This is a genomic window from Paenibacillus sp. alder61, from assembly GCF_020179875.1.
GTDB classification, from domain to species: domain Bacteria; phylum Bacillota; class Bacilli; order Paenibacillales; family Paenibacillaceae; genus Fontibacillus; species Fontibacillus faecis.
This window is the reverse complement of record NZ_JAIUDG010000019.1, coordinates 39,943-51,370: the sequence shown is the minus strand read 5'-3', so window position 1 is coordinate 51,370 and position 11,428 is coordinate 39,943. Positions and strand designations below refer to the sequence as shown.

The window sequence follows — 11,428 nt, the reverse complement described above, 5'->3', positions numbered from 1 at the left end:
TGATTAAAATTAGTCTTTTATCTATGGAAAGTGCGGTGATAGGCTCATGAAAAACTTGACGGCGGAAGAAAAACGGCAGTCCATTGAAGCGTTTCATTCGATTATTCGCAAATCGGAAAAGGCACTGGCTCATTTGAAAGCAAATGCGCCCCAGACGAAGCTGCTTGAGAAGCGACTAAATGCAGCTCGGATTGGCCTTAATACACTCCTTGCACAATGGGAAGGCCAGGAATTTGACGTCGACAGAACCGATTTAATTGAAGCCAAAAAGGTGCTAGAGGACCTGCTGACGGCCCTTCCTTCCTATTTGGAGAAGGCGAAAGAGGGAAGTGGGCAGCGGACCTACATTTCAAGAAGGATAGAGGCGTTTCATGCAGCGATTTTCTATTTGAACGATTGGATTGAAAATGTTGAGCAAGCGTGATCGGCAAACCCGGCAACACGTATAATCATGAATCTTATGGCGACAAATCATCGTGTAATCTGCGCAGGCGGTACGCGTTCATGGCGAATTCCCGCAGTTCCTCAAGGATGGTATAATTGGCCCATGCGCCTGCGAGTGCGCCGATCCCGGGCATCATCTGCAGCATTTTCCGGAAGTCGATGGCGTCGCGATACTCGATCTGAAACGTTTCCCAGTCCATATTCCGGGAGTATTCGGCGTCGGAGCGCCATTGTTCTTTTTCAATATGCCAATTTTTGATGGAGGAGAGCAGCCGGGCGCGATTTTCCGGGCCTGAAAACGTCATTTGGAATACCTTGAGAATGAAAACCCGCTCGGAAAATTGTTTGGTATCATAACCATAAACATGCGCCAGCTCGAACAAAAACTTCATCTTGATCGCAATTAACGCCGGAAAGTCCACCAATCCGAGCACAAAGCCGCCAGCTCCGGTTCCTGCGCCTTCGGCAACCGCGATTTTTTGATACAAGGTGAACAATTCTTTCGCTTCTTGATCGGAAGACTCCAGTTCCGGATTACTTTTTACCGAACGGCTAGGCGTATATTCCGCACCAAACAAGGCTGTCCGCACGATCGAACGTATGGTGGTAGTCATCACGCTCTGTACCTTTGGAGGGATCAACTGGTTTATTCGATTACCGATGGTCTTCGAGGTTTTTTCCAGCCATCCCGGCGATTTGAACATTTTTTCTTCCCAGTCTGCGATTTCCCTCCGTATTTTAAGTTCGTAATTCATAATCAATCGCTCCTCAAACAAGACTCTATATTACGAAACATACCATAATTCTTTCCATAGCACCCAAGTACGGCAAGCCGAGGCTGTCAACCCAAACAGTATGGTCAGCGGCTGCTTCACAAGGAAGCAGCCTTTTTTCGTTTCGATCGCCTACCGTTTTCTTGCTTTGATTACAAAAGTTACGGGCAGCATCTTTGCTTTTTTTGCAAATTCGCTGTTAACGTCCCGCAATTCCATCAACTCTTCATCCGATTGCTCAACCATCTGCTCAATGACGAATCCCGCTTTTGAGAGCGCATTCACATAGGTTGATAGTTTGCGGTCCGATAAGGATAGCGTGCCTTCGTCCAGGGTTACCGCATACCAAGATTCGTCGAAATAACATTTTTTAAAAACAAGCATGTCGTCTTCCGCAACAACACATTTGTGTATGGGGTGAGACCAACTGAAAATAAATACGCCGTCTTTTTTTAGGTAAGAAGCGATTCGGCGGAATGTACCCTCAAGGTCGGTGGTCCAGCCTATGGCATAAACCGAATAAACATAGTCAAAATAATCCGTGGGTATGCCGCATTCTTCTTCCATGGGAGAGCATATAAAATTTGCCGAAAGGCCGCATGCCGTCAAATGTTGCTTTGCCTTTTCGATTTGTTTGTCCGATATATCCAGAGCCCATAATTCAGATGCATTGCGCTCTCCGTGATATTGCAAAGAATGACCGGTCCCGCAGCCGATCTCCAACATTTTTGATCCTGAAACATCGCCAAAAAGTTGGCATTGTTCTTCCGAGACAAAAGCTCCATAAAGAGGGAGCGCGGTTGCTCCTAAAATTTCATTTCCTTTGGTGTCCCAAAAGTGGATATTCGTTTGATGAATGGAGTCTTTATCCAGGCTGACCGTGACAGCGTTTCCAACCTCTCCTGCACCTATTACGTTTGTTCTATGAACAGCATGCTTGTCCATATTGTGCCCTCCCCCAAAAATATAGCTTGAGCCTGACTGCATTAATCGAACACCTGTGCGATTAGCTCCCCAAAAATATACCATTTTTTGATACAAAAAATCTATCTAATATCCATTTATCAGGCAGTTATTTATCGAATGGGGGGGGAGAGGCGAGCTATTTGGAAATGATTTGGGGAGAGCACGAATCCCTTTTAGGACTCGGTAATATCGTAACGGGCACGCCCCGTCTCAACCGTAATGGTCTGGCCGTCTATCCGAGCCTGCATTATATTTTCTACCGGGATCAGAAATGCGTTTCCAGGCAGGTTAAGCTCTGTGCCACCCGGCTGGATTACCCGGCCTTCTCCTTGCAAAATCAGCACCGGCCCGCCCGTGTAGTCGTCTAAGGCATGGCTACGATCATCGCGTATGTCCGTATGCTCCAGCTTCAGTCGGACCTCGTCGGTATCTCCTTGTTCCGCTTTGCGGATATGCAGGCTTCTCCCCATATGCTCGTCGAGCCAGTCCATAACGGGTCGCAGGCATTCATTCATCAGTCTCCACTTCCTTTCGCTTACTGTGCGCATTTGGCGAGACGGTGCAGGAGCCTTGAAAACCATCATTCGCTTTCAGCTCATCGAGGTGTTCCCGCATCTTCTCATCACTAGGCAATTCAGCCGTCAGCTTAACTGCGGGCGAGTGAAACTCCACTTGTCCGCGTTTTTCAGTGTTGCTCATTTTTCAACATTCCTTTCCGATCCTAATTGGGCCAAAGCCGAATGCATGTAGTATGACCGCCTCTCTATGGAATTATCCTGTGTTAAAAATTGAACGATCGGTCGTTAAATTATTGACAACTCTTGAAGATACACCGTATACTTGACCTTAATTCATTGGAAAGGGTCTGAGGGTGATCAAGAAGAGAGAGATTACATCCAGCCATATCGTCCAAGCAGCATTCGAGTTGTTTGCAGAGCATGGAATAGAAAAGACGAGTTTAGGCATGATTTCGAAAAAAGTGGGAATCACGAAATCCTCGATTTACTATCATTTTGCTACCAAAGAAGAGTTGATTCATCGTACATTTGAGTACATTTTTAAAGGTCATTATTTTGCCGCTTACTTTGACATGGATTCCGTTAATAAAGACAACTTTGTAGAGACTTTAGTTAGAGGCGGTCTGAACATGCTGCCAAGCGATGACGAAGATCATCGTTCAAAACTAAGAGTATTAAGCGAGTTTACCATGCTCGCCGAACGAGACGACCAATTTAAAGCGCCTTTATTGAAAGTTCAACAAGATTTTCTAGACGGTTTTATCCATCTCTTATCGAAAGGTGTGGAATTTGGGCTGATTGCCCCTTCAAATATCGAAGTTAGTTCCAAAATTCTTGCTCTGCTTATCGATAATTTGTCCAGATGTAAGATGATGAACATGGAGATGGAATACCGGATCATTTGGGAAGAGCTCATTGATAGAATGATTCGCCGAGAAATTCAATAGAGAGCCTGCGAGGAGGAGTGATACTCTTGAAGCATATTATTATTACAGGAACGTCCCGGGGAATCGGTGAATCTTTGGCTGAACAATTAATCGATAAGAATCATCATCTGATCTGCATATCTAGAACTACGAACCAACGGATTATCGATCAGGCAAAGAAAATGGACTGCAGCCTTGACTATTGCAATTATGACTTAACAAATATTGGAGAAATCGATCAGCTTCTCGAAGACGTCTTTAATCGAATTGCTCTGTACTCCAACCATGAAGCCATCTATCTGATCAATAACGCCGCCATGTTGGGTCCTGTGAGCCCCATTGAGCGGATCGCATCCGAGAAAATAACAGAGAACATCCACTTAAATTTGTTAGCACCGATGATCATAACCTCAAACTATTTAAAACTTACCAAGAATATGAATGTGGACAAGAGGATCTTAAATATATCCTCAGCATCCGCAAAATATTTATTGCCGTCACAAAGCTGTTACAGCACTGCAAAAGCTGGGTTGGACTCTTTTACGAAGAGTGTGGACATTGAACAAAAGCTTGCTACATATCCTGCAAAAATAACCGCGGTATATCCAGGCATGATCGATACGAATTTACAATCGGAAATACGATCGGTTAGCAATGACCTTTTCCCCTATGTTAGTGAATTCATTCGAATATCTGAGGAAGGGAAATTACAAACGCCTGAATACACTGCGCAAAGATTAATCGAGATTCTATTTGGTGAAGATTTTGGAAAAACGGTTGTTTTGGAATCCATCGATTCGTAAAAGGCAACGGCGTAAACGACGGAGTGCAGGGGAGTCAGTCACTTTTCCAGACGGGATGTTGCTTATTGTATCGTCTGATCATGACCCACTTCCCTGCTAACCTGAGACACAGTTCTCCAACCAGAATTCCTCCCGCAATATCCACCACTACGTGCTGTTTCATATGGCTTTTGAAGGTGAACCACGTTCGATAATTAATGAATTCGGGACAAGACCGTGAAGTCATGATCCGGAGTTGCATAGGGGTACTTCCAATGTAAACACAAAAACATCATCGGCATGATGAAGGGTTAGACTGCCTTGATGCAGCTCCGCGATATTCCTGGCTATAGAAAGACCGAGTCCCGAGCCAGCTTGAATGCCTTCACTACTCCTTGAAAAATCGACCTTATAAAAGCGATCAAACAATTTGTTTACTTGACTCTTTGTGAGTGGAGTTCCCCTATTCTGGACTTCTATAGTGATATGTGTAGGAAGCTTTTTCAATCGGACGTAGATCGTTCCGGGCTTAAATGAGTATTTCAAGGCGTTCATCAAAAGGTTGTCGATCGCTCTGGCGATTTTATCGCTGTCCACATAAGCCATAGTGGGGGAGGGGCCTATCTCTTTCACCATACGGATTCCATTCTCTTGTGCCAGCGGCTCGAATTCGAACAACATTTGCTCCAAAAGTTGGAACAGATCAATATCTTTCCGATTTAACTGAGTATCGCCGACCGACGTTAGCCGGGTATATTCGAACAAATCATCCAGGAGCTTTCTCAGATGAACGGCCTTGTTGTATGTGTTCTGAACAAAGCGTGAATACTCCTCCTTGTCTCGGAATGATTCGGTTTTAAGAAGTTGGATATACCCAATGATACTGGTGAGCGGAGTGCGCAAGTCATGTGAGAGACCGGTGATCCATTCCATTCTGGATTGTTCGATTTTACGTTCTTTCGCGATTTGTTCCTCCAAACGCTCCGCCATTCTGTTGATATTCATAGCAACATTGCCAAGTTCGTCATGACGATCGACAGCTACACGAAAACCCAAATTCCCTTCAGCGATCTTTTCGAGCCCATGCTCAAGTTTAATCAAATCTTTGACGATTCGGCGAGTCAATAACAGGAAAATCATGATAAAAGCAATTACAAACAAAGGAAAGTTCAGATAGGGGAAGAAATGAAGATACCATTCAGAGCCCAAAGCGTTGCCAATTTTAACGGAAAGCATAATGAAAACATCGCTTATACATATTGAAATCGCCAGGCTGATGATCATTCTAAGCAGAATATCCATTTGGATACGCTTTTTACGTTTTGGCTTTTGAACATGTTCAGTCAATTTTAAACCAACCCTCCATACTGTAATGCTATATTATTCATTGCTTTCCTTTTTACGACACACATAGACAAAAGCGGGAGGAATATTGAGGGGGACAAATTCAATTTTCTCTATGATAAAGTTCTCGGAAAGCTGCTTCTTCATTTGCAGCGAATATTGAAATGCAATGAACAATCCCCCGGGTTTAAGCGCTTGATAAATTTGCTCCATTAAAGTATTTCTTAATGTGCGCTCAAAATTGAAAAAAGGCAAACCGCTAAAAATGCAGTCCAGGTGTTCCACACCGCCGGCCTTTATCGAATTGACTAATGCGGCCGCATTCGGGTGAGAAGTGAAAGCAGGGTACTCTTTCGTTAAATTGTCTCTCATTGTTTGATCCATTTCAAATAAGAACACCTTGGTCTTCCCGTTAGCCTTTTGATGAATGTATCGTGTGATGGCTCCGGTCCCTGAACCGAGCTCCGCTACAGCAGTCACTCCATTCCAAGCTACTTGCTTAACCATTGCATTGGCCAGGAAGCGAGAACTTGGGATAATGCTCCCCACATTTTTGGGATTTTTCACAAAGCTCCTTAAAAACAACAGATTATTATTCGATTTCATTTATTATTCCTCCATCTAATATCAATTGACCTGGTTCTATCGAAATACGTTCCATGGCAGAGACTTCAAAAACTCGATGAATGAAGCATCGATAGAACGGGATTTCCAAAGAAAGTTCCTAATGTAAAAAAAGCTAACGTCCATAGCAAAGCGCTTGAATACGTCATCAAAGTAAATTTCTTGTAATGCATACCGCTCATTCCAATCAGTAGAGGCATCACGTAACGCACGATCGGGATAAACATCCCGATACACATGGCTATATCGCCTCTTTTTCTTAAAATGGATTCGGCTTTAAGGTAGTGTTTATTGGTTAATAGTTTTTTCTTAAGTCTGTGACCAAATAGCTTTCCCGCAAAATAAGAAACGGTGATGGCCGTTAGCAAACCAGCCAGAATACAAATGTAGGCGGCCCAGTGATTAATCACACCAGAGGACCCTAGAACGGCTACGGTAAGAATGGTGACTTCATTGGGAATAGGAATTCCAAATGGCCCTAAGGAAAAAGCAAGAAAAAAGAATAGGTAACCATATCGGTGGACTAGGTCCAACACGGAATTATCAATCATTAATGCTCAGCTCCTCATCTCGATAGAGGTAGCATATCGAGAAAAAATAAGGAATTGGTGAGAGTATTTCTAAAGAAAACCTAAAGAAAATCTGAATTTAAATATTCCTTTACGGGAATATTCTTCATATGGTATACTCTGGGCATAAGCTAAGCAATTATTCATTGGGAGGGAAGAGAAGAATGAATCAGGAAGTTACAGACTACCTTGGAAATCTGCCGAAATGGCAAGGGGAGATTAGTTCAACCCTGCGGAATATGGTTCATGAGACCATTTCAGAAGTAGAAGAACGTATTCAGTACAAGAAACCTCACTTTTTGAAGAATGGACACTATGCAGCGGTGATCTCACCTGCAAAGGACGCCATTGCGTTCATGATCATGAACGCAGACGGCATTGATTTTCCTAAAGGATTCGAAGGGCCAGCTGAACGAAAGTGGATCAAATTTCGGGAAGGCGACACTCCGGATCTCGGCCTGCTATCAAATCTTCTTAAACAAGCCTCCAGTACATTGTAACAGGAAGTCGGGTGGGACAATGGATACGACAACTTTGAACGCGCTTGCTGAACCCAACCGATTGCAGATCGTCGAACTGTTGCGCGAAGGCCCGCTTTCGGTCGGGGAAATTGCGGTACGGTTGGATCTTCGGCAACCCCAAGCCTCCAAACATCTAAAGGTGTTGAACGAAGCCGACCTTGTTGAAGCACGGGTGGACGCCAACCGGCGAATCTACCGTTTGCGTCCTGAGCCATTCATGGAAATGGATACCTGGCTCGAGTCGTTTCGAAGCATGTGGGAAGACCGGTTTGACCGTTTATCCGATTATCTTAATCAATTAAAAAAATCAGATAATCCCTAAATCCAAGGAGGAGATTTAATGAATAACAAACCAGGAATTGTATTGAAGCGTGAGTTTGACGCACCTCGAGAACAGGTATTTGAGGTTTGGACCAATCCGGCACACTTTGGCAACTGGTGGGGACCAAAGGGGTTTACGCTTGAAGTGGCTAAGATGGACGTTCGTCCAGGCGGGATGTTTCTTGGCTGCCAGAAGTCGCCAGATGGACAGCACGCGATGTGGGGCAAATTCGTTTACCAGGAAGTACTGGCACCGGAGAAGCTGGTCTGGGTACAGTCTTTTTCCGATGAAGAAGGTAACACCGTCCGTGCCCCGTTCAATCCGAATTGGCCGCTTGAGATTCTGAATATTCTAACACTAGAAGAGAATGGGGGGAAAACAGTACTCACATTGCAGGGTGGACCGATCAATGCCTCTGCGGAGGAACAGGAGGCCTTTGACTCAATGGCACCCATGGTTGCACAAGGATTCGAGGGCACCTTCGAACAGCTTGCCCATTATCTGGCCAACCAACAGTAAAGTTTTATGGAAGACGGAAGCCTCGGGGGAAATCTACTCCGAGGCTTGTTTTATTAGTGGCTTTAGCCAGTTGAGCTCGCGAAGCGTGGAAACAAAAAAACACTATATAGGTTGAACTGGCCTATCACATCCTTGCCCAACGCCAATTCTTAGTTCGGAACTATATAGTTCTTGACTATGACGTTAGGTCATAGTGCATAATTCTCACCATAAACGACTAGGAGTGAGAGATATGAACATAAAAGCACTGCGTTCGGACCAAATTTATAAAAAAGTGGCCCAGGCTTCGCCCGAGGAAAAGCTTGAGCTGTTCAGAAACGAAATGATGGCTCCCTTTATGAAACAATGGCAAATTCAACAGATCCCTTTTAGAGCGGGAGAGGCAAACGGTTTTGATGTGATTACGATGAATAATATGATGCATCGATCCCCTGATCAGATTACCCGGCAGCTCTTACCTGAGATCGAGTTAATTTCATCAGATTCGTTCTGGTCAGAGTGTGAGCTTGCCGTAAAGAAAAGCCTCGGCTTATTTATAGAACATGAAGTAAACCTTCCTGAGACTGAATATTTGTTTACCATTAGGTTGGGTGATCCCGAAAACCGTGCCTTGACCATAAACGAAGGATATAGCGGCTTTGGGGGCATTCCCGGCTTTATCTGGGGGACAATCTTGCCGAATGAGTACACGATTCCTCGAATGAAGGCTGCGCTCGCGCACGAATGCAACCATAATGTGCGGTATCAATTTATACAGTGGGATCATACCGTTAATTTGGGCGAGCTTATTGTAAGTGAGGGGTTGGCCGAAAATTATGCTACGCTCCTATTTGGAGAAGATTTCCTCGGCCCTTGGGTAACGAAAACTAACGCGGAAACACTTAACGAACGCATTAAGCCTGTGCTTCGGGAGAAGCTGCAATTAACCGGGCTTGATCAATTTGCGCCGTATCTTTACGGTGACGAGATCGCAAGGCTCCAAAACTTTAAACCGGTCAATATGCCTTATAGCGCCGGTTACGCATGCGGATATCATTTGATCCAATATTATTTAAGAAAAACAGGAACGTCGATCTTTGAGGCCACAATCACGCCGGCTGCTCAAATACTGGACGAGGTGAAGGAATTTTGGGATGAAGAAACCATTGTTAGCCGTTAAAGATATTGTTCAAATTACTGGCATTACAGCTCGGACCCTGCATTATTACGATCGGATTCATTTATTTAAACCGACACACCTGACGGAAAAAGGGTACCGACTATATGATCGAAGCAGTCTGGGAAAGCTCCAGACGATTTTGCTATTCAAGGAATTGGATTTTTCCTTGAAAGAAATTGCGGACATTTTAAAGCTGACCAAACAAGAACAGAAACAAATATTAAAGAAGAAGAGACAAGCCTTATTATCGAAAAAACAAAGACTGGAAACCATCATGATAGCTCTCGACGAATACGTTGCGGGGAAGGACATTAGTCAGTTACAAATCTTCAACCATTCTTCCGTTTTGCCCTTGAAAGAACAATACGCAAATGAAGCAAAATTCATATATGGTGAAACAGAATCGTATAAAGAGTTTAATGAAACGTTGGGAAAAATATCTCCAGAGGATCAAGAGGAACGTTTTCAATCCATGGAGGAACTATTCAGCCAAATAGCGGCTTGTATCGACCGGGATCCAGCCTCCGATGAAGTGCAGCGACTGATCGGGGAGTGGAAAGAAAATCTAAGTCAATTCATGACCTGTGATGCGGAGTTGCTGGCTTGCATTGCCCATACCTACAAATTCGATGCACGATTTAGAAACTATTTTAATCAGTATGGCAGTGAGGATTTAGCGGATTTTCTTTACAGTGCGATCATGTATCATATCAATCGGTAAAATTAATTATAAACCTCCCATAAGAAGCTAAGTAGAAATTTATAGCCTCTAAACGGGAGGTTTTGTTATATATCTGAGCTATGGCTGAGGTAATAGTTGAGTATATCTATAGTCGGCCTATCGTCGTTGTCATCTTTTCAAATATGATGTTTATATACTTGCGGATTTAACTTTGTTAAAGATAGGAAGGGAGGGCTTTATCATGAGCGAAATCAAAGTCGATACGCTGACACAGGTTTTAAGCAACATGCTCGGTACAACAATAAACAGCGCGGATTTCCAAACCAAGTCATTGCATGGCGGTACAGTGGGGGATGTACAGCTTGTAACGGGATATGTCAAAACCACGGACGGCGGGAATTTGCCCTTTAAAATCGTTTTAAAAACGCAGAAGAGATGGGAACGCTACGGCGATCCCGATTCATGGCGCAGGGAATATGATTTTTATAACTCCAATTTCGGCGTTCTGTTTTCTGAATCATTCCGTTGGCCTGAATGTTATCACGCTGAAATGAACGAAGAACAAAAGGAAACGCAGATTTGGATGGAATATATCGACGGCATAACCGGTTTAGACTTGACCGGCGATATGTATGAACGCGCAGCCGAGGAGCTGGGACGGTTCCAAGGCAAGTTATATGCCGATCGGCCCGCTCTTTTACAGAATTTGACCAACCTGAGCCAAGTGGATTATATGAAGAACTTCTATCTTCGTTATCGGTCCTGGAATCGAGTGTACGATTATATTCGCTCCGACGATTGCGAAATCCCGAAACACTTGTGTAACATGCTCATCGACATTGATGAACAAGCAGATGAAATATTCAACCGCATTGAAAAGCTGCCGATCGTGCTGTGTCACAGGGATTTTTGGGTGGCAAACCTATTCTATTCAGACGGTAGAACCGTGCTCCTGGACTGGGATACCACCGGGTGGGGCTATTTGGGCGAAGATATCGCAAGTCTGATCGCGGACGAAGCCGATATGGAACACATGGTTGAATATTACCATAGATGTATCCCGGCGTATTACAAGGGCTTTTCGGAATATGCGGATATTTCACACCTAACGGATAACTGCGTTTATGAGATGATTCTACTCTTGTTCGGATACAGGCTTGTGGAGTGGTTTATGGACGCAGGATCGGGGAACCAACTTCAAGAACCGAACGATGAAAGAGCGCTGCACATCCATACCCTGCAAAAAATCTATGAGATGAGGAATTAGCAGGAAATTCCC

General features: G+C 44.1%; 16 protein-coding genes. 9 read left to right on the top strand and 7 right to left on the bottom strand.

Annotated features, from left to right (window positions below; translation table 11 throughout):
- Window positions 1–46 precede the first annotated feature (46 nt).
- A complete protein-coding gene (locus LBW89_RS19565; RefSeq protein WP_225039935.1) occupies window positions 47–424 on the top strand; it encodes a hypothetical protein in 378 nt (125 codons plus the stop codon).
- Window positions 425–458: 34 nt separating this feature from the next.
- On the opposite strand, the gene LBW89_RS19560 is transcribed toward LBW89_RS19565, so the two are convergent.
- The 4 genes from LBW89_RS19560 to LBW89_RS19545 form a co-directional block, all read right to left on the bottom strand.
- On the bottom strand, window positions 459–1,199 hold the full coding sequence (locus LBW89_RS19560) for an EcsC family protein (RefSeq protein ID WP_225039933.1): 741 nt from the start codon (window positions 1,197–1,199) through the stop codon (window positions 459–461).
- 150 nt (window positions 1,200–1,349) lie between these two features.
- Window positions 1,350–2,162: a class I SAM-dependent methyltransferase gene (locus tag LBW89_RS19555; RefSeq protein ID WP_225039931.1), complete on the bottom strand. Its 813-nt coding sequence runs from the start codon at window positions 2,160–2,162 to the stop codon at window positions 1,350–1,352.
- 194 nt (window positions 2,163–2,356) lie between these two features.
- Complete coding sequence (locus LBW89_RS19550) at window positions 2,357–2,698, bottom strand: hypothetical protein (RefSeq protein ID WP_148457668.1); 342 nt, start codon at window positions 2,696–2,698, stop codon at window positions 2,357–2,359.
- Window positions 2,691–2,882, bottom strand: a complete 192-nt coding sequence (locus tag LBW89_RS19545; protein ID WP_148457667.1) for a hypothetical protein — start codon at window positions 2,880–2,882, stop codon at window positions 2,691–2,693. The genes LBW89_RS19550 and LBW89_RS19545 overlap by 8 nt, the downstream gene beginning before the upstream one ends.
- Before the next feature lie 172 nt (window positions 2,883–3,054).
- Between LBW89_RS19545 and LBW89_RS19540 the strand changes: the two genes are divergently transcribed.
- Both LBW89_RS19540 and LBW89_RS19535 read left to right on the top strand, forming a co-directional pair.
- Window positions 3,055–3,648, top strand: coding sequence for a TetR/AcrR family transcriptional regulator (locus LBW89_RS19540; RefSeq protein ID WP_225039929.1), 594 nt, complete (start codon window positions 3,055–3,057; stop codon window positions 3,646–3,648).
- A gap of 26 nt (window positions 3,649–3,674) precedes the next feature.
- A complete protein-coding gene (locus tag LBW89_RS19535; RefSeq protein ID WP_225039928.1) occupies window positions 3,675–4,430 on the top strand; it encodes a (S)-benzoin forming benzil reductase in 756 nt (251 codons plus the stop codon).
- Between the two features lie 222 nt (window positions 4,431–4,652).
- On the opposite strand, the gene LBW89_RS19530 is transcribed toward LBW89_RS19535, so the two are convergent.
- The 3 genes from LBW89_RS19530 to LBW89_RS19520 all read right to left on the bottom strand — a co-directional run bounded on the left by LBW89_RS19530 (window position 4,653) and on the right by LBW89_RS19520 (window position 6,928).
- Complete coding sequence (locus LBW89_RS19530) at window positions 4,653–5,756, bottom strand: sensor histidine kinase (RefSeq protein ID WP_225039926.1); 1,104 nt, start codon at window positions 5,754–5,756, stop codon at window positions 4,653–4,655.
- 33 nt (window positions 5,757–5,789) lie between these two features.
- Window positions 5,790–6,359 (bottom strand): class I SAM-dependent methyltransferase, encoded by a 570-nt coding sequence (locus tag LBW89_RS19525; RefSeq protein WP_225039924.1) that lies wholly within the window; start codon window positions 6,357–6,359, stop codon window positions 5,790–5,792.
- 65 nt (window positions 6,360–6,424) lie between these two features.
- The gene (locus LBW89_RS19520) at window positions 6,425–6,928 is read right to left on the bottom strand and encodes a DedA family protein (RefSeq protein WP_225039922.1); all 504 of its coding nucleotides are present in this window, start codon (window positions 6,926–6,928) and stop codon (window positions 6,425–6,427) included.
- 182 nt (window positions 6,929–7,110) lie between these two features.
- Here LBW89_RS19520 and LBW89_RS19515 point away from each other — a divergent pair, with 182 nt between their 5' ends.
- The 6 genes from LBW89_RS19515 (at window position 7,111) to LBW89_RS19490 (ending at window position 11,416) form a co-directional block, all read left to right on the top strand.
- Window positions 7,111–7,446: a DUF1801 domain-containing protein gene (locus tag LBW89_RS19515; RefSeq protein ID WP_213505761.1), complete on the top strand. Its 336-nt coding sequence runs from the start codon at window positions 7,111–7,113 to the stop codon at window positions 7,444–7,446.
- A gap of 19 nt (window positions 7,447–7,465) precedes the next feature.
- Window positions 7,466–7,789 (top strand): ArsR/SmtB family transcription factor, encoded by a 324-nt coding sequence (locus LBW89_RS19510; protein WP_225039920.1) that lies wholly within the window; start codon window positions 7,466–7,468, stop codon window positions 7,787–7,789.
- 18 nt (window positions 7,790–7,807) lie between these two features.
- On the top strand, window positions 7,808–8,308 hold the full coding sequence (locus tag LBW89_RS19505; protein WP_148457659.1) for an SRPBCC family protein: 501 nt from the start codon (window positions 7,808–7,810) through the stop codon (window positions 8,306–8,308).
- Between the two features lie 232 nt (window positions 8,309–8,540).
- Window positions 8,541–9,467, top strand: a complete 927-nt coding sequence (locus LBW89_RS19500) for a DUF2268 domain-containing protein (RefSeq protein WP_225039918.1) — start codon at window positions 8,541–8,543, stop codon at window positions 9,465–9,467.
- Complete coding sequence (locus LBW89_RS19495) at window positions 9,442–10,188, top strand: MerR family transcriptional regulator (RefSeq protein ID WP_225039917.1); 747 nt, start codon at window positions 9,442–9,444, stop codon at window positions 10,186–10,188. The genes LBW89_RS19500 and LBW89_RS19495 overlap by 26 nt, the downstream gene beginning before the upstream one ends.
- A 202-nt stretch (window positions 10,189–10,390) precedes the next feature.
- Window positions 10,391–11,416 carry an aminoglycoside phosphotransferase family protein gene (locus LBW89_RS19490; protein WP_318249415.1) on the top strand — a complete coding sequence of 342 codons (1,026 nt, stop codon included), beginning with the start codon at window positions 10,391–10,393 and terminating at the stop codon, window positions 11,414–11,416.
- Window positions 11,417–11,428 lie beyond the last annotated feature (12 nt).

Bases quoted from the DNA above. Each gene is read 5' to 3' on its own strand.
- LBW89_RS19565 (WP_225039935.1), top strand. From the start codon at position 47: ATGAAAAACTTGACGGCGGAAGAAAAACGGCAGTCCATTGAAGCGTTT.
- LBW89_RS19560 (WP_225039933.1), bottom strand. From the start codon at position 1,199: ATGAATTACGAACTTAAAATACGGAGGGAAATCGCAGACTGGGAAGAA.
- LBW89_RS19555 (WP_225039931.1), bottom strand. From the start codon at position 2,162: ATGGACAAGCATGCTGTTCATAGAACAAACGTAATAGGTGCAGGAGAG.
- LBW89_RS19550 (WP_148457668.1), bottom strand. From the start codon at position 2,698: ATGAATGAATGCCTGCGACCCGTTATGGACTGGCTCGACGAGCATATG.
- LBW89_RS19545 (WP_148457667.1), bottom strand. From the start codon at position 2,882: ATGAGCAACACTGAAAAACGCGGACAAGTGGAGTTTCACTCGCCCGCA.
- LBW89_RS19525 (WP_225039924.1), bottom strand. From the start codon at position 6,359: ATGAAATCGAATAATAATCTGTTGTTTTTAAGGAGCTTTGTGAAAAAT.
- LBW89_RS19520 (WP_225039922.1), bottom strand. From the start codon at position 6,928: ATGATTGATAATTCCGTGTTGGACCTAGTCCACCGATATGGTTACCTA.
- LBW89_RS19515 (WP_213505761.1), top strand. From the start codon at position 7,111: ATGAATCAGGAAGTTACAGACTACCTTGGAAATCTGCCGAAATGGCAA.
- LBW89_RS19510 (WP_225039920.1), top strand. From the start codon at position 7,466: ATGGATACGACAACTTTGAACGCGCTTGCTGAACCCAACCGATTGCAG.
- LBW89_RS19505 (WP_148457659.1), top strand. From the start codon at position 7,808: ATGAATAACAAACCAGGAATTGTATTGAAGCGTGAGTTTGACGCACCT.
- LBW89_RS19500 (WP_225039918.1), top strand. From the start codon at position 8,541: ATGAACATAAAAGCACTGCGTTCGGACCAAATTTATAAAAAAGTGGCC.
- LBW89_RS19495 (WP_225039917.1), top strand. From the start codon at position 9,442: ATGAAGAAACCATTGTTAGCCGTTAAAGATATTGTTCAAATTACTGGC.
- LBW89_RS19490 (WP_318249415.1), top strand. From the start codon at position 10,391: ATGAGCGAAATCAAAGTCGATACGCTGACACAGGTTTTAAGCAACATG.